Origin of the sequence: Actinophytocola algeriensis, assembly GCF_014203735.1 — a bacterium.
GTDB classification, from domain to species: domain Bacteria; phylum Actinomycetota; class Actinomycetes; order Mycobacteriales; family Pseudonocardiaceae; genus Actinophytocola; species Actinophytocola algeriensis.
In genome coordinates, this window is record NZ_JACHJQ010000010.1 from 116,155 (window position 1) to 141,002 (window position 24,848).

6 protein-coding genes (1 of these 6 running past the window's edge) are annotated in these 24,848 nt (G+C 74.6%); 1 reads left to right on the plus strand and 5 read right to left on the minus strand.

Annotation, left to right across the window (positions count from 1 at the left end; genetic code table 11):
* The 3 genes in view from FHR82_RS38340 to FHR82_RS38350 are tightly spaced (at most 34 nt apart) and all read right to left on the minus strand, a layout consistent with a single transcriptional unit that may run on beyond the window.
* Window positions 1-17,485, minus strand: the 5' portion of a protein-coding gene (locus FHR82_RS38340; protein ID WP_184815556.1) for a type I polyketide synthase. 5,303 nt of this gene lie to the left of the window's left edge; the window shows 17,485 of its 22,788 coding nt (coding positions 1-17,485); the start codon lies at window positions 17,483-17,485; its stop codon lies beyond the left edge, outside the window.
* Between the two features lie 8 nt (window positions 17,486-17,493).
* Entirely contained in the window at window positions 17,494-18,678 is a 1,185-nt protein-coding gene (locus FHR82_RS38345) for a cytochrome P450 (RefSeq protein WP_184815557.1), read from the minus strand.
* A gap of 34 nt (window positions 18,679-18,712) precedes the next feature.
* Window positions 18,713-19,603, minus strand: coding sequence for an SAM-dependent methyltransferase (locus tag FHR82_RS38350; RefSeq protein WP_184815558.1), 891 nt, complete (start codon window positions 19,601-19,603; stop codon window positions 18,713-18,715).
* 133 nt (window positions 19,604-19,736) lie between these two features.
* Between FHR82_RS38350 and FHR82_RS38355 the strand changes: the two genes are divergently transcribed.
* The gene (locus FHR82_RS38355; protein WP_184815559.1) at window positions 19,737-21,233 is read left to right on the plus strand and encodes an ArnT family glycosyltransferase; all 1,497 of its coding nucleotides are present in this window, start codon (window positions 19,737-19,739) and stop codon (window positions 21,231-21,233) included.
* Between the two features lie 50 nt (window positions 21,234-21,283).
* On the opposite strand, the gene FHR82_RS38360 is transcribed toward FHR82_RS38355, so the two are convergent.
* Window positions 21,284-23,032 (minus strand): ABC transporter ATP-binding protein, encoded by a 1,749-nt coding sequence (locus FHR82_RS38360; protein ID WP_184815560.1) that lies wholly within the window; start codon window positions 23,030-23,032, stop codon window positions 21,284-21,286.
* A complete protein-coding gene (locus FHR82_RS38365) occupies window positions 23,029-24,750 on the minus strand; it encodes an ABC transporter ATP-binding protein (protein WP_184815561.1) in 1,722 nt (573 codons plus the stop codon). Before FHR82_RS38365 ends, FHR82_RS38360 begins: the two co-directional genes overlap by 4 nt.
* Window positions 24,751-24,848 lie beyond the last annotated feature (98 nt).

A 24,848-nucleotide genomic window follows, 5' to 3' on the forward strand; every position in this document is an offset into this window, starting at 1 on the left:
CGGGTGCGCCGGGGCCGCGGCGGCTGGTGAGCAGCAGGTGCCCGGCGCCTTCGCGGGCGAGCCAGCGGGCGACGTGCGCACCGAGCGCGCCGGTGCCGCCGGTGACGAGCACCGTGCCGGCCGGCCGGTAGTCGCGCGATGGCCGGTCGACGGGGAGCGGGTCCGGCACGAGGCGCCTGCCGAACGCGCCCTCGGCGCGGATCGCGACCTGGTCCTCCTCGCCGCCGGTCAGCACGGCCGCGAGCCTGCGGACGGTGTGCCGGTCGACCTCGGCGGGCAGGTCGGCGAGCCCGCCCCAGGTGTCCGGCTGTTCGAGTGCGACCACCCGGCCGAGCCCCCACACGGCGGCCTGGGCCGCGTCGGTGCCGGTCCCGCCGCGCGTCAGGCACCAGAGCCGGGCGCGGATCCCGGCGTCGTCGAGCGCCCGCACGGCGGCGGCGGTCGCGGTCAGCGCCGCGACCTCGTCGGTGACGTCGATGGCGAGCAGCGACAGCACTCCGCTGAACCCGCCGTCCAGTGCGGCGAGGTCGGCGAGTGTGACCACCACGTGCTCGGTGGCGATCGCGGCGAGCAGGTCGGGCAGCCACGAGTGCTCGACGTCGTCGGGACACAGCACGAGCCAGCGGCCGCGCGGCGTAGGTGCGGGGGCAGGCAGCGCACGCCACTGGACGCGGTGGCGGAGCCCGTCGAGGACAGTGCGTTCGTGCCGGTCCTCGTGCCACCGCGCCCGCCAGCCCGCGAGCGCGGGCAGCACCTCGGCCAGCGCGTCCCCGTCGACATCCAACGTGGCCGACAGCGCGGCGAGGTCGGTGCGCTCGACGGCGGTCCAGAACTCGGCGTCCTCCCCCGCCGCCGGGGCGGCCGCGGGTGGGGCGGGCCAGTACCTGGCGCGCTGGAAGGGGTAGGTCGGCAGGTGGAGGTGGTGGGTGCCGCCGAAATAGGCGGACCAGTCAACGGCGCCGCCGTGGACGTGCAGCCCGGTCAGCGCACCGAGCAGCGCGGTCACTTCCGGCCGGTCCTTGCGGAGTGCGGGCAGCAGGACGGCCTCGCCCGCCGACTCGCGGGCCATGCCGGACAGCACGCCGTCCGGGCCGAGTTCCACGAAGATGCCGACCCCGCGGTCCGCGAGCCACGAGACGCCGCCGGCGAACCGGACCGGTTCGCGCACCTGCCGCACCCAGTAGTCCGGGGAGCACAGCACCTCGGCGGTCGCAGGCTCGCCGGTCACCGTGGACACCACGGCCAGCGCGGGTGGGTGGTAGGTCAGGCCGTGGGCCACGGCCGCGAAGTCGGCGAGCATCCCGTCCATGCGCGGCGAGTGGAACGCGTGGCTGACCCGCAGCGGCGTGGCCTGGTAGCCGTCGGCGCGGAGCCGGTCGACCAGCGGCGCGAGCACGTCGCCGTCCCCGGACAGCACCACCGACGACGGGCCGTTGAGCGACGCGAGCGCCACCCGGTCCCGTTTGCCGTCGAGGTGCTCGCCGAGCAACGCGAGCGCCTCGTCCTCGCCCGCGCGCAGGGCGACCATCGCCCCGCCCTCGGGCAGGGCCGCCATCAGCCGGGCCCGCGCGGACACCAGCGTGCACGCGTCGGGCAGCGACAGGACACCGGCGACGTGCGCGGCGGCGAGCTCGCCGATCGAGTGCCCTGCCAGGTAGTCCGGCTGCACGCGCCACGACGCGAGCAGGCGGAACAGTGCGACCTCGACGGCGAACAGCGCGGGCTGGGTGGCGCCGGTGTGGTCGAGCAGCGCCGGGTCTTCCCCCCACATCACGTCCCGCAGGCCGGGGTCGAGGTGGGCGAGCACGTCGTCGAGCGCCTCGGCGAACGCGGGGTACCGCCCGTACAGCTCGCGGCCCATGCCGAGGCGCTGGGAACCCTGCCCGGAGAACAGGAACGCGGTGCGGCCGCGGCCCGCGCGGGTGACGGGCCCGGTGCCGTCGCGCAGCGCGGTCAGGCCGCGGACCAGGTCCTCGCGGTCCTCGGCGACCAGGGCGGCGCGGTGTTCGAACGTGGCGCGGGTGGTGGCGAGCGTACCGGCGAGCCGCTGGAGCGGCACATTCGGCGCTGTGTCCACATAGGACAGAAGCTGGTCCGCGGTGGCGCGCAGCGCCGCCTCGTCCCGCGCGGACACCAGCACCGGCACGGGCCCGGTGTCGGCGACGTCAGCGGTTTCGTCGGCGGGTGGCGCCTGTTCGAGGATCACGTGCGCGTTCGTGCCGGACAGGCCGAACGACGAGACCCCGGCCCGGCGTGGGCGGCCGGTGTCCGGCCACGCGGTCTCCTCGGTGAGCAGCTCGATCGCCCCGGCGGACCAGTCCACGTGGGACGACGGCGTGTCGACGTGCAGCGTCCTCGGCAGCACGCCGTGCTCCAGGGACTTCACCACCTTGATGACCCCGGCGACCCCCGCGGCCATCTGCGTGTGCCCGATGTTGGACTTGACCGAGCCCAGCAGCAGCGGGATGTCCCGGTTCTGCCCGTAGACCTGGAGGAGGGCACCTGCCTCGATGGGGTCGCCGAGCGCGGTGCCGGTGCCGTGCCCCTCGACAGCGTCCACATCGGACGGTTCGAGGCCTGCCGCGGCGAGCGCGTCGGCGATCACCCGTTGCTGCGCGGGGCCGTTCGGGGCGGTGAGGCCGTTCGAGGCGCCGTCGGCATTGACGGCGGAGCCCCGCAGCACGGCGAGCACGCGGTGGCCGTTGCGGCGCGCGTCGGACAGCCGTTCCAGCAGCAGCACGCCGACACCCTCGGCGAGGCTCATGCCGTCCGCGCCGTCCGCGTACGCCTTGCAGCGACCGTCCTTCGCGAGCGCGCGCTGCCGGGAGAACCCGACGAACGCGCTCGGGGTGGCCATGATGCTGACGCCACCGGCGAGCGCGAGGCTGCTCTCCCCCGTGGCCAGGGACCGCGCGGCGAGGTGCATCGCGACGAGCGACGACGAGCACGCGGTGTCGAGCGTCAGCGCGGGACCCTCCAGGCCGAACAGGTACGCGAGGCGGCCGGACAGGACGCTCGGCAACGACCCGGTGATGCCGTGGCCCTCCGCGTTCTCGCCCGCGTTCTCCGCCGCGGTGACGGCGGCGCTGTAGTCCTGGTAGCTGGCGCCGACGAACGTGCCGGTGCGGCTGCCGCGCATGGTGTGCGGGTCGATGCCTGCCCGCTCGAACACCTCCCACGCGGTCTCCAGGAGGAGCCGCTGCTGCGGGTCCATGACGAGCGCCTCGCGCGGCGACACCCCGAAGAAGCCGGGGTCGAACCCGGCGGCGTCGTGGAGGAAACCGCCCTGTGTCGAGTAGGTCTTGCCGGTGCTGTCCGGGTCCTCGGCGTACAGGGTGTCGGCGGGCCAGCCGCGGTCGGCGGGGAAGCCGGAGATCGCGTCGACGCCGTCGCGCACCAGGTCCCACAGCCGTTCCGGCGTGTTCGCGCCGCCCGGGTAGCGGCAGGCCATGCCGATGATCGCGATCGGCTCGTCCTCGGTCACCGCGGTGGCCGAGGCGCGGCCTGCCGGTGTGGTCGCGCCCGCGAGGCCCGCGAGGAGGAAGTCGGTCAGTGCCACCGGGTTCGGGTGGTCGAACACCATCGTCACGGGCAGCGTCAGGCCGGTGGCGCGGGTGAGCCGGTTGCGCAGTTCGACCGCGGTCACCGAGTCGAACCCGGCGTCGCGGAACGCCCTGCGTTCGGCGAGCGCGTCGGCGGAGTCGTGGCCGAGCACGGCGGCGGCCTCGGTGCGCACCAGTTCGAGCAGTTCGTGCTCGCGTTCCGCGGGCGGCAGCGCGCGCAGCCGGGTCGCGAACTCGCCGTCGGGCCGGTCGGCGGCCTCGGTCGCGGCGAGCAGCCGCACCGAGGGCACCTCGTCGAACAGCCGCGTGGGACGGGCCGCGGTGTAGACCGGGTGGTACAGCTCCCAGTCCACGTCGGCGACCGCGACCGCGGTGTCGCGGCAGTCGAGCACCCGGCCGAGCCCGGTGAGCGCGCGGGCCGGGTCCATGAACTCCAGGCCGCTGCGGCGGATCCGCGTGGGATCGACCCGGCCGAGCTCGAGGTCGTCGGCCCAGATGCCCCACGACAGCGAGGTGGCGGGCATGCCGAGCGCGGCCCGGTGCTCGGCGAGGGCGTGCAGGTAGGCGTTGCCCGCGACGTACGCGGCGTGCTGCCCCGTACCCCACATGCCGGCGACGGACGAGAACAGCAGGAACGTGTCGAGGTCGTCGCCCCACACCTCGTGGAGGTTGTGCGCGCCGCGGACCTTCGCGTCGAGCCCGTGGGCGAACCCGGTCAGGTCGGTGTCGGCGAGCGCGGCCAGCTCGATCACCGCGGCGGCGTGGATGACCGTGCGGACCTCGTGGCCGTCGGCGGCGAGCCGGGCCCGCACGGCGGCGAGCGCGTCGCGGTCGGTGACGTCGCAGGCGACCGCTTCCGCGTTGCCGCCCAGCTCGGCGACCAGCTCGGTCATGCCGGGCGCGGCGGCACCGCGGCGGCTCAGCAGCACGACGTGCTCGGCGCCGCGGGCGACGAGCCAGCGCGCCACGTGCGGCCCGAGGGTGCCGGTGCCGCCGGTGACGAGCGTGGTGCCGCGCGGTGACCAGCGGGCGGCGGTGGGGGCGGCCGGGGCGGGCACGACGCGGCGGGCCAGCAGGCCGGTCGCGCGGACGGCGAGCTGGTCCTCGCCGGTGCCGCCGGACAGGGCGGTGACGAGCCTGCGTGCGGCGGCGGTGTCGAGCGTGCCGGGCAGGTCCACCACGCCACCGACGCGGTGCGGGTGTTCGAGCGCGGCGGTCCAGGCGACGCCGTGCACCATGGCCTGTGCGGGCTCGGTGACCACATCGGACGGTCCGGTGGACTGGGCGCCCCGGGTGAGACACCACAGCGGCGCCTCGATCCCGGCGTCACCGAGGGCCTGCACGAGGGTGACGGTCGCGGCGACGCCGAGCGGCAGCGCCGGGTGGTCGGCACACGGACCGGTCGCGGTGGCGACGCACACGATCCCGGTCAGGTCGGCGGCGACGTCGTCGAGCCGGTCGGCGAGCTGCTCGCGGTCGAACCCGGACAGCGTGAGGCGGCGGATCTCGGCGCCGTGCGCGGTGAGGGCGTCGGCCACCTCGTCGGCGTCGTCATCCGGGCCGGTGGCGAGCAGCCACACGCCGGTGAGGGTCACCTGCTCATCGGTGGGCACGGGGGTCCAGCGGACCCCGTACCGCCAGGAGTCCACAGTAGACTCGTCGGCGCGGTCGCGGCGCCACGCGGACAGGGCGGGCAGCACGGCGGCGAGCGCGTCCTCGTCGACCCGCAGGTCCGCGGCGAGCGCGGCCGGGTCGGCCTCCTCGATCGCCCGCCACGTGGCGTCCGGTCCACCCTCCGCCTGACGGGGCGGGGTCGGCGGGATCCAGTAGGAGTCGCGCTGGAACGCGTAGGTGGGCAGGTCGACCCGGCGACCGCCCGCCAGTTCCAGCCACGTGCCGGGCACGCCGCGGGTGAACACCTCGGCGGCGGAGGTGAGGAGGCGGTCGAGGCCGCCGTCGTCGCGGCGCAGTGTGCCTGCCACGACGACCGGCTCGCGCGCGTCGTCGGCGGTCTCCTGCACCGCGAAGGTGAGCACGGGGTGCGGGCTCACCTCGACGAACGCGCGGTGCCCTGCGGCCAGCAGCTCGCGGACGACGTGCTCGAACCGCACGGTCTCCCGCAGGTTGCGGTACCAGTAGTCGGCGTCCATCGCGGTGGTGTCGAGCCAGTCGCCGGTCAGGGTGGACAGGAACGGGATGTCGGCGGGCCGGGGCCGCAGCGGCGCCAGGTCGGTGTGCAGGCGGTCGCGCAGCGCCTCGACCTGCGCCGAATGCGAGGCGTAGTCCACGGCGACCCTGCGCACCCGCACGTCCTGCGCGACCAGGTCGGCCTGGAGCGCGTCGAGTCCTTCCGGCGTGCCGGACACGACGGTGGAACTCGGCCCGTTGACCGCCGCGACGGACACGCCGTCCGGCAACGTCAGCTCGGCGACGGGCAGCGCGACCGACATCATGCCGCCCGCACCGGCGAGGGTCTCCGCGATCGCCTTGCTGCGCAACGCGACCACCCGCGCACCGTCCTCGATGGACAGCGCACCGGCGGCGACGGCGGCGGCGATCTCGCCCTGCGAGTGGCCGACGACCGCGTCCGGCCGCACACCGCGCGACCGCCACACCGCGGCCAGCGACACCATCACCGCGAACGACGCGGGCTGTACGACGTCGACCCGCTCGAGCGTGGGCGCGTCGTCGGCCCGGGTGAGCACGTCGGTGAGCGACCAGTCGGTGAACGGGGCCAGCGCGGTGGCGCACTCGGCGGTCCGCGCGGCGAACACCGGTGACTCGGCGAGCAGTCGCGCCCCCATGCCCGCCCACTGCGCGCCCTGTCCCGGGAACACGAACACGGTCCGCCCGTCGAGGTCCGCGGTGCCGGTCACGACGGACGGGGCGGACCGGCCCGCGGCCAGCGCGCCCAGTCCCGCGGTCAGCTCGGCGAGGTCACGGCCGAGGACCACGGCCCGGTGCTCGAAGAGCGCCCGGGACCCGACGAGCGTGTGCCCGACGTCGAGCGGACGCACACCGTCCACAGTGGACCGCAAGCGAGTGGCCTGTGCCCGCAGGGCGGCCGGGGTGCGCGCGGACAGCACCCACGGTGTGATCGCGGGAGGTTCGGGTGGGTCCGGCACCGGGTCGGGCGCGGGTGCCTCCTCCAGCACCAGGTGCGCGTTGGTGCCGCTGATGCCGAACGACGACACCGCGGCCCGGCGCGGCACGTCCCGCGCGGGCCACGCCACGGGTTCGGCGAGCGGGGTCACCGCGGCCGAGGACCAGTCGACGTGGCTGGACGGTTCGTCGACGTGCAGCGTGCGCGGCAGTGCCCCATGCCGCAGCGCCAGCACCATCTTGATGACGCTCGCGACACCCGCCGCGGACTGGGTGTGGCCGATGTTGGACTTGACCGAGCCCAGCCACAGCGGCCGCTCGCGGTCGCGCCCGTAGGTCGCCTGCAGCGCGCGGGCCTCGATGGGGTCGCCGAGCGCGGTGCCGGTGCCGTGCGCCTCGACGGCGTCGATGTCGGCGGCGGTCACGTGTGCGTTGGCGAGGGCCTGGCGGATGACCCGCTGCTGCGACAACCCGTTGGGGGCGGTGAGGCCGTTGGAGGCGCCGTCCGAGTTGGTGGCCGAGCCGCGTACCAGCGCGAGCACCGGGTGCCCGTTGCGGAGCGCGTCGGAGAGCCGTTCCAGCAGCACCACGCCGGCACCCTCGGCGAGGGCCATGCCGTCGGCGGCGTCGGAGAACGCCTTCGAGCGGCCGTCCGGGGCGAGCGCGCGCTGGCGGCTGAACGCGACGAACGGCCCCGGTGTGGTCATGACGGTGACACCACCCGCGACCGCGAGGGTGGTCTCGCCGTCGCGGAGCGACTGGGCGGCGAGGTGCATGGCGACGAGCGACGACGAGCACGCGGTGTCGACGGTGACGGCCGGGCCCTCGAGCCCGAACACGTACGCGAGACGGCCGGACAGGATGGACGGGATGGTGCCGGTGACGACGTGACCCTCGATGTCCTCGCCCTCGCCGCCGTACTGGGCGTGGCTGGCGCCGACGAACGTGCCGGTGCGGCTGCCGCGCAACGTGGTCGGGTCGATGCCGGCGCGTTCGACGCACTCCCACGTGGTTTCGAGGAGGAGCCGCTGCTGCGGGTCCATGCCGAGCGCCTCGCGGGGCGAGATGCCGAAGAACGCCGGGTCGAACCGGTCGGCGTCGTGCACGAACCCGCCGCGGGTCGTGTAGGTGGCGCCGGGGCGGTCCGGGTCGGTGTCGACCGCGACGGTGCCGTCCCAGCCGCGGCCCGCGGGGAAGTCGGTGATGGCGTCACGGCCGTCGGCGAGCAGCGCCCACAGGTCCTCGGGGGTGCGGACGTCGCCGGGGAACCGGCACGCCATCGCGACGATCGCGATCGGGTCGTCGGCGTCCGCCCGCGTGGCGACCGGTGCGGTGCCGTCGGTGGTGGCGCCCAACAGTTCCGCGCGCAGGTAGCGGGCGAGGGCGAGCGGGGTGGGGTGGTCGAACACCATCGTCGCGGGCAGCGGCAGGCCGGTCAGCCCGCCGAGCCGGGTGCGCAGTTCGACGGCGGTGAGCGAGTCGAACCCGGCCTCGCGGAACGCGCGCTGTGCCGGCACACCGTCGGCGCGGTCGTGGCCGAGCACGGCCGCCGCCTCGTCCCGGACGATCCCGACGAGGAGGCGTTCCTGCTCGGTGTCGGTGAGCCCGGCGATCCGGGTCGCCAGCTCGCTGGTGCCGACCGGTTCCCGGGACTGGGCCGGTGCGACCTCGGCGAGCAGCGGGCTGGGCCGCGACGACGTGAAGACCGCGGCGTAACGCGCCCAGTCGACGTCGGCGACGGTCAGGGCCGGTTCGCCGGACGCGACGGCCTGCCGGAGCGCGGCCAGTGCGGGCCCGGCGGGCAGCGCGGTCAGGCCACGGCGGGCGAGCCCTCGGGACACCTCGTCATCGGTGGCCATCCCACCGCCTGCCCACGGGCCCCACGCGACGGACGTGGCGGCGCGACCGAGGCCGTGCCGGTGTTCGGCGAGCGCGTCGAGGTAGGCGTTGGCGGCGGCGTACCCGGCCTGCCCGCCGCTGCCGAGCACCCCGGCGAGGGACCCGAACAGCACGAACAGGTCCAGGTCGCGGTCGGCGAGCAGCGCGTGCAGGTGCGCGGCGCCGTCGGCCTTCGCCGCCATGGCGGCCGCGAGGTCCCCGGGTGTGGTCTCGGCGAGCGGCCTGATGTCGCTGGTGCCCGCGGCGTGCACGACCCCGGTGAGGTCGGGCAGCCCGGCGAGGACGGCGGCGAGCGCGTCGCGGTCGGCGGCGTCGCAGGCCACGACGTCCACCTCGGCGCCGAGGGCGGTCAGCTCGGCACGCAGGTCGGCGGCGCCGGGCGCGTCCGGGCCGCGGCGGCTGGTGAGCACGAGCCGTGTCGCGCCCGCGGTCGCGAGCCACCGCGCGGCCGCCGCACCCAGTTCGCCGGTGCCGCCGGTGACGAGGACGGTGCCGCGCACGGGTGGCTCCGGTGCGGGCGCCGCCGGGTGGCGGACGAGGCGCCTGCCGAGGACGCCGGTGGCGCGGATCGCGACCTGGTCCTCGCCGTGGCGTCCCGCGAGGACCTCGACGACCCGCTCGGCGGTGGTGGCGTCGGGTTCGGCCGGCAGGTCGATCAGGCCGCCCCACCGGCGCGGGTACTCGAGCGCGGCGGTGCGGCCGAAGCCCCACACGGCCGCCTGTTCCGGGTCGGTGAGCGGGTCGTGGACGCCGGTGGTGACCGCGCCGCCGGTGATCGTCCACAGTGGAACGTCGGGGATCGTCTGGAGCAGGGTGAGCGCGGCGGCGAGCTCCGTGACGGTGGAGAGCACGCCGGTCACGTCGTCGGTCAGGTGCTCGGCGACTTCCACGGCACTGCCCTCGACCGCGACGGGTCGCACCTCCGCCCCGGCCGAACGCAGTGCGTCCGCGAGACCGGGGTCGGGCCCGACGAGCAGCCAGGTGCCGGACAGCCGGGCCGGGCCGGTGCGGACCGGGGTCCACGTGACGCGGTAGCGCCACGAGTCGATGCGGGCGCGGTCGTGCCTGCCGCGCCGCCACGACGAGAGCGCGGGCAGCACGGTGCCCAGCTCGTCGGCGGCGATGCCGAGGACGGACGCCAGTTCGGTCGCGTCGTCGCGTTCGACCGCCGCCCACAGCCGGTCGTCGGCGGGGTCGGTGGCGGGGCGGGCCACCGGCGCGGGCGGCCAGAAGAACTCGTGCTGGAAGGCGTAGGTGGGCAGGTCCACCGGGCGCGCGCCGCTGCCGGCGAACCACGCGTGCCAGTCGACGCGGATGCCGCGGACGTGCAGGCGGGCGAGCGCGGTGACGAACGCGGTCTCCTCGTCGGTGTCCGCGCGCAGGGTGGCGGCGAACGCCGTACCGGGACCGGTGGCGGTCTCGGCGGCCATGCCCGTCAGCACACCGTCGGGCCCGATCTCCAGGAACGTGTCGGTGCCCAGCCCCGCGAGGGTCGTGACGGCGTCGGCGAACCGGACCGTGCGGCGGGCGTGCTCGACCCAGTAGTCCGGGGCGCACACCTCGTCGGTGACGACCGCACCGGTCAGCGTGGAGACCAGCGGCACCGCCGGCGCCGAGTACGTGACCTGCTCGGCGACCGCGCGGAAGTCGGCGAGCACGGCGTCCACACGTGCCGAGTGGAACGCGTGGCTCACCGCGAGCCTGCGGGTGCGACGGCCGTCCTCGGCGAACCGCGCGCCGAGCGCGAGCACCGGTTCCTCGTCGCCGGACACCACGACCGCGGCGGGTCCGTTGACCGCGGCGATGTCCACGCCGTCGGTGAGCGCGGCCTGCACCTCGTCCTCGGTGGCGGCGATCGCCACCATCGCGCCACCGTCCGGCAGCGCCTGCATGAGCCTGCCGCGCGCGGCGACCAGTGCGGCCGCGTCGGCGAGCGGGAACACCCCGGCGACGTGCGCGGCGGCCAGCTCCCCGATCGAGTGGCCCGCCACGTGGTCCGGGCGCACCCCCCACGCCTCGAGCTGGCGGAACAGCGCGACCTCGAGCGCGAACAGCGCGGGCTGGGTCCAGCCGGTCTCGTCGAGCGGGCCGTCGTCGGCGAACAGCACGTCCAGCAGCGGCCGGTCCAGGTGCTGCTCGAACGCGGCGGCCACGGTGTCGAGCGCCTGCGCGAACACCGGGAAGCGGCGGTACAGGTCGCGGCCCATCCCGGGGCGTTGCGCGCCCTGGCCGGTGAACAGCATCGCGAGCCGCCCGCCGGGCGTGTGCTCCCCCGTCACCAGCGCGGGGTCCGGCCGGTCGGCGGCGAGCGCGCCGAGCGCCCTGCGCAGCACCGCGGGGTCGCCGGTGACGACGGCGGCCCGCTGCTCGAACGCCGAGCGGCGGGTGGCGAGCGAGAACGCCAGGTCGGCCGGTGCGTGGTCGTCCACAACGGATAGGAGGCGGGCGGCCTGGTCGCGCAGCGCACCCCCCGTCCGGCCGGACAGCACGACCGGAACCACTCCGTGCTGCCCGGCGGACGGTTCGCCACCCGGCTGTGTCGCCGGCTCTCCTGTGGGTGGCTGCTCGAGGATGGTGTGCGCGTTCGTGCCGCTGAAGCCGAACGACGACACACCGGCGCGGCGTGGCCTGCCGGTCTCCGGCCACGGCGTGGTCTCGGTGACGAGGTCGACGGCCCCGGCCGCCCAGTCGACCCGGTCGGACGGGCGGTCCGCGTACAGGGACGGCGGTACCCGGCCGTGCCGCATCGCCATGATCATCTTGATCACGCCAGCGACCCCGGCGGCGGCCTGGGTGTGCCCGATGTTGGACTTGACCGAACCCAGCAACAGCGGGGTGTCCCGGTCCTGGCCGTAGGTCTGGAGGAGGGCACCCGCCTCGATCGGGTCGCCGAGCGACGTGCCGGTGCCGTGCCCCTCGACCACGTCGACGTCCGTTGTGGACAGTCCGGCGGACGCGAGCGCCTGCCGGATCACGCGCTGCTGCGCCGGGCCGCTGGGCGCGGTGAGGCCGTTGGAGGCGCCGTCGGAGTTGACCGCGGAACCCCGCACGACGGCGAGGATGCGGTGCCCGTTGCGGAGTGCGTCGGACTGGCGTTCCAGCACCAGCACGCCGACACCCTCGGCCCAGCCGACGCCGTCGGCGGAGTCGGAGTACGCCTTGCAGCGGCCGTCGGTCGAGAGCCCGCGCTGGCGGGAGAACTCGACGAACGCGCCGGGTGTGGACATCACGGTGACGCCACCGGCGAGCGCGAGCGCGCACTCCCCCGCACGCAGCGACTGCATCGCCCAGTGCATCGCGACGAGCGACGACGAGCACGCGGTGTCGACCGTGACCGTGGGGCCTTCGAGGCCGAGCACGTAGGACACGCGGCCGGACGCGACGCTCGCCGAGCTGCCGGTGCCGACGTAGCCGTCGAACTCACCACCCGCGAGGACGGTGCCGTAGTCGCCGTACATGACGCCCGCGAACACACCGGTGCTGCTGCCGCGCAACGAGATCGGGTCGATGCCGGCGTGCTCGACCGCGGACCAGCTCGCCTCGAGGAGCAGCCGCTGCTGCGCGTCGGTGGCGAGTGCCTCGCGCGGGCTCATGCCGAAGAACTCGGCGTCGAACTCGCCCGCGTCGTGCAGGAAGCCGCCGGAGCGGGTGTAGGACGTGCCGGGGTGGTCGGGGTCGGGGTGGAACAGCGTGTCGAGGTCCCAGCCGCGGTTGACCGGGAACCCGGAGATGGCGTCGCGGCCCTCGCTCACGAGCCGCCACAGGTCCTCGGGGCTCCGCACGCCGCCGGGGTAGCGGCAGGCCATGCCGACGACCACGACCGGATCCGATGCGTCCACAGTGGACACTGAGGTGCCGGGGGTGGCGCCGGGGGTGGTGCCCAGCAGCTCGTCGAGCACGTGGGCGGCGAGCACCGCGACGGACGGGTGGTCGTACACCAGGGTCGCGGGGAACCGCAGCCCGGTCGCGGCGGACAGCTGGTTGCGCAGCTCGATCGCGGTCAGGGAGTCGAAACCCAGCTCGGCGAGCGGGCGCGCGGGGTCGAGCGCGCGCGGGTCCTGGTGGCCGAGCACCGCGCCGACCTGCTCGCGCACGAGGTCGAGCACCGCGTCGCGGCGCCGGGTCTCGTCGAGGCGGCCGAGGCGGGTGACGAGGTCGGCCGCGGTGCCGGACCCGGACACGGCGGCGCGGCGCGTGGTGGTGCGGACGAGCCCGCGCAGCACGGCGGGCACCGTGCCCATCGCGCGGAGGGCGGCGAGATCGAGCCGCACGGGCACGACGACGGGCTCACCCGTGCGCAGCGCGGCGTCGAACAGGGCGGTGCCCTGCGCGACGGTCAGCGGCGGGGTGCCGAGCTGGCGCAGGCGGCGGCTGTTCTCGTCCGCGCCGGTCATGCCTGCATCGGACTCCCACGGGCCCCACGCGAGCGACACGGCGGGCAGTCCCTGCGCGCGGCGCAGCGCGGCGAGCGCGTCGAGGAACGCGTTGCCCGCGGCGTAGTTGCCCTGCCCGGCGGCACCGGTGACCCCGGCGACCGACGAGAACAGCACGAGGTCCGCGTCGCCGACCAGCTCGTGCAGGTGCCACGCGGCGTCGACCTTGGGGCGCAGCGCGGTGTCGAGCGCGGCCGGGGTGAGCGCGGAGATGACACCGTCGGCGAGCACACCGGCCGCGTGCAGCACCGCGGACACCGGGTGCTCGACGGACGAGAGCGCTTCGGCGAGCGCGGCGCGGTCGGCGACGTCGCAGGCGGTCACCACGACGTCGGCGCCGAGACCGGTCAGCTCGTCGACCAGCCCGGGCGCGGCGACACCGCTGCGGCTGAGCAGGAGGAGGTGGCGGACGCCGTGCTCGGTGACGAGGTGGCGGGCCAGGACGGAGCCGAGCCCGCCGGTACCGCCGGTGATGACGACGGTGCCGTCCCAGGTGGGCAGAGCCGCGTCCTCAGGTGGCGCGGTCCTGGCGAGTCGTGGGGCGAACAGCTCACCGTCGCGGACCGCGAGCTGTGGTTCGTCACTGGCGAGCGCGGCGGCGGGGACGGTCTCCCCGTCGACGTCGAGGAGGCCGAACCGGCCCGGGTGCTCGGCCTGGGCGGACCGCACGAGCCCCCACACCGCGGCGGCGGCCGGGTCGGGTGCGGCGCTGTGGACGGCGCCCCGGGTGACGAACACCAGGCGCGTGCCGGGGAACCGGTCGTCGCCGAGCCACTCCTTCACGGCGGCGAGCGCGGCGGCCACCTGCTCGTGGGTGGCGGTGACCGGGTCGGTCCCGGCGGCGGGAACCGGGTGGAGCACCCGTTCCGTGCCGGTCGCCGCGCCCGACCGGACCGGGACCCAGTCGAGGCGGAACAGTGCCCGGTCGACGGCGGCGGGTGCACCTTGCGGGGCGCGGAAGACGAGCGACCCGACCGTGGCGATGGGTGCGCCCTCGGTGTCGGTCAGGTCGAGGGAGAGCGCGTCACCGTCGAGGACGGCGCGGACCCGCGCGGTACGGGCGCCGGTGGCGTGGAGCCGCACGTCCTCCCAGGAGAACGGCAGCCCGCCGACGTCACCGCCGACCAGCGCCGCGGTGTGCAACGCGGCGTCGAGCAACGCCGGATGGATGCCGAACGCGGCCGCGTGCTCGGCGACCTCGACCTCCGCGTACACGGCGCCGCCGTGGCGCCAGGCCGCGGTCAGCCCGCGGAACGCGGGCCCGTAGGTGAGGCCCTGCTCGGCAAGCCGGTCGTAGAGACCGGTGACGTCGAGAGCTTCCGCACCCGACGGCGGCCACACACCGGCCGCGGGACCCTCCTCCGCGACCCGGTCGCCCGGCTGCGGCCACTCACCCACCGCAGGACCGGAGGCGAGTACGCCGGTGGCGTGCCGGGTCCACGGATGGTCGTCGGTGTCGTCAGGGCGGGCGTAGATGTCCAGGGTGCGCTCGCCCTTGCCGTCCGGTTCGCTGACCCACACCTGCACCTGCACCCCGCCGTGGGCGGGCAGCGGCAGCGGGGCCGTCATGGTCAGCTCGGCCAGCCGGTCGCAGCCGACCTCGTCGCCCGCGCGGATCGCCAGTTCGACCATCGCGGCGCCGGGGAGCAGCGCGGTGCCCGCGACGACGTGGTCGGCGAGCCAAGGCTGCGCGGCCAACGAGAGTCTGCCGGTGAGCAGCGTGCCGTCCGACCCGGCGAGCGACACCGCGGCCGACAGCAGCGGGTGGTGCGCGGCACCCAGCCCGGCGGCGCGCAGGTCACCCGCGCCGCCGACGCCGTTCGTCGGCCAGAACCGGGTGCGCTGGAAGGGGTACACCGGCAGGTCCACAGTGGACGCACCAGTGAAGTAGGTGTCCCACCGGACGGGCACGCCCGCCACGTGCAGCGCGGCGGCCGCGGCGGTGACGGCGGCGCGCTCGTCGCGGTCGGCTCGCAGCGCCGGGTGGACGGGCAGGTCCTCGTCGCCGAGGCAGGCGCGGGTGAGCGCGGTGAGCGTGCCGTCCGGGCCCAGCTCCAGGAACGCGGTCACGTCGTGGCCGCGCAGCCACGCGACCGCGTCGGCGAAGCGCACGGTCGCGCGGACGTGCTCGACCCAGTGGTCGGGAGAGGTCAGCTCGGCGACGGTCGCGGGTTCGCCGGTCACCGTCGACACGATCGGGATCAGCGGCTCCCCCGGCGCCAGCCCGGCGACGACGCGGCGGAACTCGTCGAGCACGGGCGCCATGTGCGGCGAGTGGAACGCGTGGGAGACGGTCAGCCTGCGCGCGCGGTCGAACCGCGCGGCCAGCTCGGTCACCACGTCCTCGTCGCCGGACAGCACCACGGCACGCGGCCCGTTGACCGCGGCGATCGCGACCCGGTCCGCGAGCCCGGCGAGCAGCGGCGCCACCTCGGACTCGGCGGCCTCGACGGCCACCATCGCGCCACCGGGCGGCAGCGCCTGCATGAGCCTGCCCCGCGCGGCGATCAGCGCGGCCGCGTCGTCGAGGGTGAACACACCGGCCACGTGCGCGGCGGTGATCTCGCCGATCGAGTGGCCCGCCAGGAAGTCCGGGGTGATCCCCCACGACTCGACCAGCCGGTACAGCGCGGTCTCGACCGCGAACAACGCGGGCTGGGCGAACTCGGTGCGCGCCAACTCATCCGGGTCAGCACCCCACAGCACCGGCCGCAGCGGGCGGTCCAGGTGCGTGTCCAGCGCGGCGATGACGGCGTCGAGCGCGGCGGCGAACACCGGGAACCGTCCACACAGCGCCCGGCCGAGCCCGACGCGTTGCGTGCCCTGGCCCGCGAACAGCACCGCCAGCTGCGGCGTGCCGCGTACCACGGTGCCCTCGGCGCGGCCGTCGGCGAGCGCGGACAACCCGGCGAGCGCGGCGTCCCGGTCGTCGGCGACGACGACCGCGCGGTGTTCGAGGCGGGCCCGGGTCGTGGCGAGCGAGTGGGCGACGTCGACGAGCGCGAGATCGGGCTGACCGTCCACCGTGGACCGCAGCAGCTCCGCCTGCGCCCGCAACGCCTCCCTGCTGCGAGCCGACACCAGGAGCGGCACCGGTCCGGCCTCGACGGCGTCCTCCCGGGCAGCGGGTTCCTCGACCGCCTCCTCCACGATCACGTGCGCGTTGGTGCCGGACAGGCCGAACGACGACACCCCCGCGCGGCGCGGCTCCCCGGTCCCGGGCCACGCCGCGTTCTCCGTCAGCAGCCGGACGGTGCCGGCCGACCAGTCCACATGGGACGTCGGGCGGTCCACGTGCAGGGTCTTGGGCAGCACGCCGTGGCGCATCGCCATGACCATCTTGATCACCCCGGCGACACCGGCCGCGGCCTGCGTGTGCCCGAGGTTGGACTTGACCGACCCGAGCAGCAGCGGCCGCTCCGGGTCGCGGTCCCGGCCGTACGTGGCGAGCAGCGCCTCCGCCTCGACCGGGTCGCCGAGCACCGTGCCGGTGCCGTGCGCGTCCACGACGTCCACCTGGTCGGCGGACAGCCGGGCGTCCACGAGCGCCTGCTCGATCACCCGCTCCTGCGACGGCCCGTTGGGCGCGGTCAGCCCGTTGGACGAGCCGTCGGAGTTCACCGCGGAGCCGCGGAGCACCGCCAGCACCCGGTGGTCGTTCCGCCGGGCGTCCGAGAGCCGCTCCAGCACCAGCACGCCGACGCCCTCGGCCCAGCCGGTGCCGCTCGCGGAGTCGGCGAACGACCGGCAGAACCCGTCGGCCGCGAGCCCGCCCTGCTTGCCGAACTCGACGAACGCGAGCGGGGTCGGCAGCACGGTCACCCCGGCCGCGACCGCGAGCGGGCACTCCCCCGCGCGCAGCGCTCGCATCGCGAGGTGGATCGCCACCAGCGACGACGAGCACGCGGTGTCGACCGTCAGGACGGGACCGACGAGGCCGAGCACGTAGGCGAGGCGGCCGGACAGGACGCTGCTGGTGGTTCCGGTCAGCCCGAAGCCCTCCACGTTGTCCGGCGGGCCGACCCGGTAGTCCTGCGGGATGGCGCCGACGAACACGCCGGTCCTTGTTCCCTTGAGCGACAACGGGTCGATGCGCGCCCGTTCGACCGCCTCCCAGGTGGACTCCAGCAGCACCCGCTGCTGCGGGTCCATCGCGAGCGCCTCGCGGGGCGAGATGCCGAAGAAGTCCGCGTCGAACGTCGTCGCGTCGGGCAGGAAGCCACCGGCCAGCCCGGAGTCGGGTTCCTCCGTGCGCCAGCCGCGGTCGACGGGCAGCGGGGTGATGCCGTGCTCCCCCGCCTCGAGCATCCGCCACAGGTCCTCCGGACTCGTGGCGCCGCCGGGGTAGCGGCAGCTCATGCCGACGATCGCGATCGGTTCGTGTGCGGCGGACTCCAGGTCCTGCAGCCGCGACCGCGTCCTGCGCAGGTCCGCGCTCGCACGCTTGAGGTAGGCGCGGAGCCGCTCTTCGTTGTCGCCGGAAACCATCGCCGCGGCTACCAGGTCACCGGGAGCCAGGCCAGTGTGGACGACAGGCGCGCCTTCACCTTCTCCGGATTGGACAGTTCGCCTGCCTCCACCGCGAGGCGCATGGTGGGGATCCTGGTCAGCAACGCGGTGAACACGGTGTTCAGCTCCAGCCTGGCGAGTGGCGCGCCGATGCAGTGCCACGCGCCGTGCGCGAAGGTCAGGTGCTGGTTGGGGGAGCGGTGGAAGTCGACCTCGTCCGGGTCGTCGAACGCGCGCGGGTCGTAGTTGGCCATCGCGAAGTCGGGCAGCACCAGATCGCCCGCCCGGATGTGCTCGCCCGCCAGTTCGAAGTCCTCGAACGCGTAGTGCGGCTGCCAGCCACCGCCGAAGTTCGCGGTGCGCAGCATCTCCTCCACCGCGCCCGCCATCAGGTCCTGGTCGGCGACCAGCGGCTCACGCAGGTCCGGCCGGGTCAGCAACCGCGCCATGCCCATACCGATGTGCGAGGAGATGCTCTCGTGGCCTGCGAACAGCAGCAGGGCCACGATGGTCGCGATGACCACGTCGTCGTGGCCCGCCGCGACCACCCCGGAGATCACGTCGTCGGCCGGGTGCTCCCGTTTGCGGGCGGCGAGCCCCATCAGGTAACCGAAGAACTCCGACTGGTCGGCGGCGGCATCACCCGTGCCGTGCATGCGGTCCAGTAGTTCGGCGAGGGTGTCGCGCTCCTCCTCCGGGACGCCCATGAGCTCGCACAGCACCCGCAGCGGCACCGGCAGCGAGAACGCGGGCAGCAGGTCCACCGGCTGCGGCAACGCGAGGACCTCGTCGATCGCGTCGTGCACGATCGCCTCGATCCGGGGCCGCAGCGCCGCCATCTTCTTGTGCGTGAAGAAGGGGATCAGCAGCGCACGCATCGCGGCGTGCATCTCGTGCGGGTCGGCGCCGCCGGCGCCCGCGATCATCGAGTAGATCGGGTTGTCGGTCAGCCGCGTCGCGTCCGCCGGGTTCGGGTGGGACCGCACCAGCCTGCGGTCGAGCATGAGCGCCTTGATCTCGGGGGCGCCGAGCACCAGCCAGCCCTCGTCACCGGTGTAGGTGCGCACCCGCCAGACCGGCTTCTCCTCGGCCATCGCCCGCAGCAGCTTGTTGTCGCCGAGCGCGGGTGACCAGAGCGCCTCCAACGTCGGCAGCTCTTCCGACACAGTCATCACTGGCCCTGCCTTCTCGTTTCGCGCCATGGGTTCAGCTGGGCTTCACGGCGACCGCGACCACGTAGTCGAGCCGGTCCAGCTCGCGCTTGATCAGGTCGGTGTCGGCCCACTCCTTCTCGACCACCCGCGCCACGCCGGGCGCCAGGTTCGCGCGGGCGGCGTCGTCGTGCGCGAGCGTGCTCCAGTGCCGGTACCACGGCTCCCACGTGCGGTCCCGGATGGACAGCACGTTCGTGCCGGTGAACCCGGTGGCGGCGAGCCGCTGCTCGTAGCCGTCGCGGTCGTACCAGTTCGCGTCCGGCACACCCACCCGGTACAGGCTGAACCTGGGGCTGCGGAACGACTTGCGCGGTGTCGCGGCGTCCAGCGGGATGGTGTCCACGGTGCCGAGTACGCCACCCGGCCGCAGCACCCGGAACGCCTCGCGGAAGAAGTCCTCGCGGGTGTTGAAGTGCAGCGCCGCGTCCAGCGCGACGACCCGGTCGAACGAGGCGTCCGGGAAGTCCAGCTCGGTCGCGGTGCCGACGCGGAACCGCACCCGGTCGGCGACCCCGTCGGCCTCGGCCCGCGCCTGGGCGCCCGCGATCTGGTGCGGCGTCACGTCGAGCGCGTGGATGGTCGCGGGTTGCTTGTCCCGCAGCCACAGGAAGTCCTGGTCGCCGAAGCCGCAGCCGACGTCGAGGACCTCCTGGCCCGGTTCGAACCGGGCGGCCTCGGCGAGCAGGGCGGCGATCGCGTCGCCGGCCTCGTCGACCGTCGTCTCCTCGGACGCCCAGTACCCGATGTTGATGTAGCGCGTCGCCCGGTCGGCGAACTGGCTCTCCGGGTCGGGCAGCTCGTAGAACCGCCGCACCCGCAGGTCCGGGTCCCGGGTGGTGACCGCGCGGACGATCCGGCCGATGTTGCGCACCCTGGTCAGCATGGTCGCCGACGTTATGCGCCCGGGGCAAGGAATTCCCCAGTCCTGCTGTGCCCCGGGGAAGGACTACGGGTTTGCCGGTCCCCGGAGGGATGTAGTGCACGCACACAGACCGGCACGACCACGGAGGAGCCGGATGAGTCTCACCGAGACCACGAGAACAGCGGAACCCGTACACCGGGACGAGCCGCCACCGTTCGCACGCCTGCCGGTCCTCGCGATCGCGGGTGCGCTGACCGTCGTACTGCTGGCGACCGCGACCCGCTACGGCTACTTCGGCGACGAGCTGTACTTCCGCCTGGCCGGACAGCACCTGGACTGGAGCTTCCCGGACCAGCCGCCGCTCCTGCCGCTGCTCGCCGCGGCCATGGACTGGCTCGCGCCCGGCTCCATCCTGGTGCTGCGGCTGCCCGCGATCCTCTGCACGGCGGCCGGGGTGGTGATTTGCGCGCTGCTCGCCCGCGAGCTGGGCGGGTCACGCCGCGCCCAGGTCATCGCGGCGGCCGCGTTCGTCGCGTCGCCGTTCATGGTCCTGTTCGGCCGCTACCTGCTCACCTCGACGGTCGACGTCACGCTCACCGCGCTGGTCACGTTGCTCCTGGTGCGCTGGCTGCGCACGCGCGACGACCGTCTGCTGCTCGCCACCGGCCTCGTCGCGGCGGTGGCGTTGCAGGCCAAGGTGATGATCGTGATCTACGTGGCCGTGCTGGTGGCCGCGTTGCTGGTGTGCGGTCCCCGGGCGCTCCTCACCCGCCGTCCACTGTGGATCGGCGCGGGCATCGCCTCGGTCACCGCGATCCCGATGGTGGTGTGGCAGGCGGCGAACGGGTGGCCGCAGCTGCACATGGGCGACGTGCTCGAGAGCGCGGCGGAGGACAAGGTGTTCGGCGGCGGCCCGGTCGGGTTCTTCCTCGACGCGGCTCTGTTCTGCGGTGTCGCCGGGGTGCTGCTGCTCGGGTTCGGCCTGGTGCGGGTGTTCCGCAACGCGGACCTGCGGTTCTTCGGCGTGGCGTTCGCGGTGCTCGCGGTGCTGTTCGCGGCGATGAACTGGAGCGGCTACTACGTCGCCGGGCTGTTCCCGGTGCTGTGGGCCGCGGGTGCGGCCGGGCTCGACCACGTGCGTGCCAGGTGGGTGCCGTGGGTGCTCTGGCCCGCGCTCGTGGTGTCGATCGGCACGCAGGTGGTCAACTTGCCGGTGCGGCCGCTGTCGGACGTCGCGCAGGACAGCGCGCGCTTCGACGTGCCCGCGACCGCGGGCTGGCCGGAGCTGGTGGCCGATGTCGCCGACGACTACCGCACGGTGCCCGACCCGGAGTCGACGGTGATCATGTCGCAGACCTACGAACTGGCGGCGGCGATCGACCGGTACGGCGCCGACCACGACCTGCCGCGAGCCTACAGCGCCTACCTGGGCATGTGGTACTTCGCGACGCCGCCGGAGAGCGCCGATGCGGTGCTGTACCTCGGGGATCCGCCCGAGGCGCTGCGGTCCGCGTTCTCCTCCGCCGAGGAGGTCGGTCGCACCGACAACGGGCTGGGTGTCGACAACTCGTTCCAGGACCTGCCCGTCTGGCTGCTGAGCGGCCGCGACACCGCGTGGTCCGAACTGTGGCCCGCGCTGCGGGTGCTGTAGAAACCGCACCACGGCGAAGGCCACCGCGATTCGCGGTGGCCTTCGCCGTGTCAGGAGACCGGAGTGCCGGTCTGTGCGGCGTGCAGCGCGGTGTAGTGCCCGCCCGCCGCCAGCAGCTCGTCGTGCGTGCCGCGTTCGACGAGCCTGCCCGCGTGCATCACGAGGATCAGGTCGGCGTCGCGGATCGTGGACAACCGGTGGGCGATGACGAAGCTCGTGCGGCCGGCGCGCACGGCCTTCATGGCGCGCTGGACGAGCACCTCGCCGCGCGTGTCGACGGAGCTGGTGGCCTCGTCGAGCACGAGGATCGCCGGGTCGGCCAGGAACGCCCGCGCCAGCGTCAGCAGCTGCCGCTCCCCCGCGCTGACGCCCGCCGACTCGCCGAGCACCGTGTCGTAGCCGTCGGGCAGCGTGCGCACGAACCGGTCGACGCCGGTCGCCCGCGCGGCTGCGACGACCTGTTCGCGGGTGGCGCCCGCGCGGCCGTAGGCGATGTTGTCGGCCACCGTGCCACCGAACAGCCACGGCTCCTGCGGCACCAGCCCGGTCAGCCCGCGCACGTCGTCGCGGTGCATGGCGGCGATGTCGGCGCCGTCGACCAGGATCCGGCCCCCGGTCACCTCGTGGAAGCGCAGCAACAGGTTCGTGAGCGTGGTCTTGCCCGCGCCGGTCGACCCGACCACCGCCACCGTCTGTCCCGGCTGGATGGTCAGGCACAGGTCCTCGATCAGCGGAGCGTCCGGTTCGTAGCGGAACGACACCGACTCGAACACCACCCGCCCCGCGCCCCTGCCCGGCCCGGTCCGGACCGCCGGGTCGGGTGCCTGCTCCTCCTCGGCCAGCAGCGCGAAGACCCGCCGCGCGGCGGCGACCCCGGCCTGCACGTCCCCGACCAGCCCGGCGACCATGCCAGCGTCGTGGCCGAACCGCCCGCAGTACAGCGCGAAGGCCTGCAGGTCGCCGATCGTCAGCGCGCCGGCGATCACCCGTGCCGCGCCGACGGTCGCGATGACCACGTAGATCATGTTGGTGACGAGGAACATCACCGGTTCGATGGACCGCGACCCGGTCTCGCCACGCAACCCGGCGGCGAGCACGGCCTGGTTGCGTTCGGTGAACGTCCGCTCGACCTGCCGCCGCCTGCCGAACGCCGACACGAGCCCGTGCGCGGCGTACATCTCGTCGACGTGCGTGGTGAGCGCGCCGACCGCGGCGCGCTGCTCGGCGAACCGGGTCTGCGCCCTGCTGGCGATCCGCGCCGTCGCGACCCCGGCGAGCGGCAGCATGGCCAGCACCAGCACCGCGAGCAGCGGGGACACGACGAACATCATCACCACGCCGCCGAGCAGCGTGAACCACCGGATCGCGAGGTGTTCCACCAGCTGCTGCAGGCACTGCTGGAGGGTGTCGACGTCGTTGGTGAGCCTGCTGAGCAGGTCGCCCCGGGACTGGCGGTCCAGGTAGCCGACCGGCAGCCGCGTCAGCTTCTCCGACGCCCGCTCCCGCAGCTCGAACACCACGCGCCGCACGACGAACGCGGCGAGTCGCGCCTGGACGCAGGTCAGCACCGCGCCTGTCGCGTACAGGGCGACGAGGGTGAGCAGCGCGCGACCGAGCGCGTCGAAGTCGACCCCGTCCGCCGCGACCCCGGACACCACGAGGTCGGTCGCCGCGCCCAGCACGGCCGGGGCGACGAGCGCGATCAGCGACGCACCCGCGATGCCGGACACGACGAGCGTGCCGAGGTGCCGACGGTACGGCCGCAGGCAGGCCAGCAGCGGCCTGACGACACCGGTCATGGCGTCACCACCGACTGGGAGTCCGCGATGTCGCGGTAGACCGCGCACCCGGCGAGCAGGTCGTCGTACGTGCCCGCGCCGACCACCCGGCCGCCGTCGAGGACGACGATCAGGTCCGCGTGCCGGATCGTGGCGACCCGCTGGGCGACCACGACGACCGCGGCGCCGGCGGTCTCGGTCGACAGCGCCGACCGCAGCGCCGCCTCCGTGAGCGGGTCGAGCGCGGAGAAGCAGTCGTCGAACAGGTACACCGCGGGGCGGCGCAACAGGGTGCGCGCGATCGTGAGGCGCTGGCGCTGCCCGCCCGAGAGGCTGGCGCCGCCGTGCGCGACAACCGCGCCCAGTCCGCCCATGGCCTCGACGAACTCCCTCGCCTGGGCGACGTCGAGGGCACGCCACAGGTCCGCGTCGGTCGCGTCGGGTCTGCCGAAGCGCAGGTTGGCGGCGACGGTGCCGCCGAACAGGTGCGCCCGCTGCGGCACCACACCGACGGTGGCGGTCAGCTCGTCCGGGTCCAGTTCGCGCACGTCGACCCCGTTGACGTACACCGCGCCCGCGGTGACGTCGGCGCGGCGCAGCACCAGGTCGAGCAGCGTGGTCTTGCCGCAGCCGGTGCCGCCGACGATCGCGACCGTCTCCCCCGGCCGCACGACGAGGTCGACGCCGCACACGGTCGCCAGCTCCGCACCGGGGTGGCGGAACGAGACCCCGCGCAGCTCCACGGTGCCCGCCCGTACCCCCGGCCTGGCCGCCGCCGGTGCGGTGAGTTCCGGGGTGGTCTCGAGGATCTCCCGGATCCGGCCCGCCGACACGCTCGCCCTCGGCACCGCGAGGAACACGAACGTCGTCATGGTGATCGACCACGTGATGAACACCAGGTACTCGACGAACGCGTTGACCGTGCCGATCCGCACGGCGCCGTCGTCCACCCGCACCGCGCCGAACCACACCACGGCGACGGTGGTCAGGCTGGACACGAGCGCGACGGCCGGGAACATGGTCGCGAGGAGCCTGCCCGCCCGCAGCGCGTGGCCGAGCAGCTCGGTGTTCGTCCGCCGGAAGCGGTCCAGCTCGTAGGCGTCGCGCGCGAACGCGCGTACCACCCGAACCCCGGCGAGCCGTTCGCCGACGACCCGGTTCAGTGTGTCCACACCGGACTGGACGCGGCCGTAGATGGCGCCGAGCCGGGTGAGCGCGTACCACGTGAGCACCACGATCACCGGGATCAGCGCGATCAGCGCCAGTGACAGCGGCACGTCCTGCCGCAGCGCGAGGAAGACGCTGCCGAAGCAGATGATCGGTGCGGCGGCGAGCGTGGTCAGCCCGGCGAGCACGACGGTCTCGATCTGCTGGACGTCGTTGACGCTGCGGGTGGTGAGCGACGCGACCCCGAACCGGCCCACCTGCCTGGCCGACAGGTCAAGCACCCGGCCGAACACGGCGGCACGCAGGTCGCGGCCCAGTCCCAGCGCGACCCGCGCACCGCACCGGATCGACCCGATGCCCGCCGCGGCCGCGACGAACGCGACCAGCACCATGAGTCCGCCCGCGACCGGGATGTAGCCGTGGTCGCCGTCCACCACGCCCCGGTTGACGATGCCCGCGTTCAGCGTCGGCAACAGCAGCATGGCCAGCACCTCCAGCAGCTGCAGCACGATCGCGAGTGCCACGAGCCGCCGGTGCGGCCGCAGGTGTCGTCGCAGCAACCCCGTCAGCACATGGACCAGCCCCTCACCGCGTGGATCGCCGTCCGGCCATTGATCTCACGGCACAGGTATGGAAATCCCCAGTGCGCGCTGGGGGTTTCCATACCTGT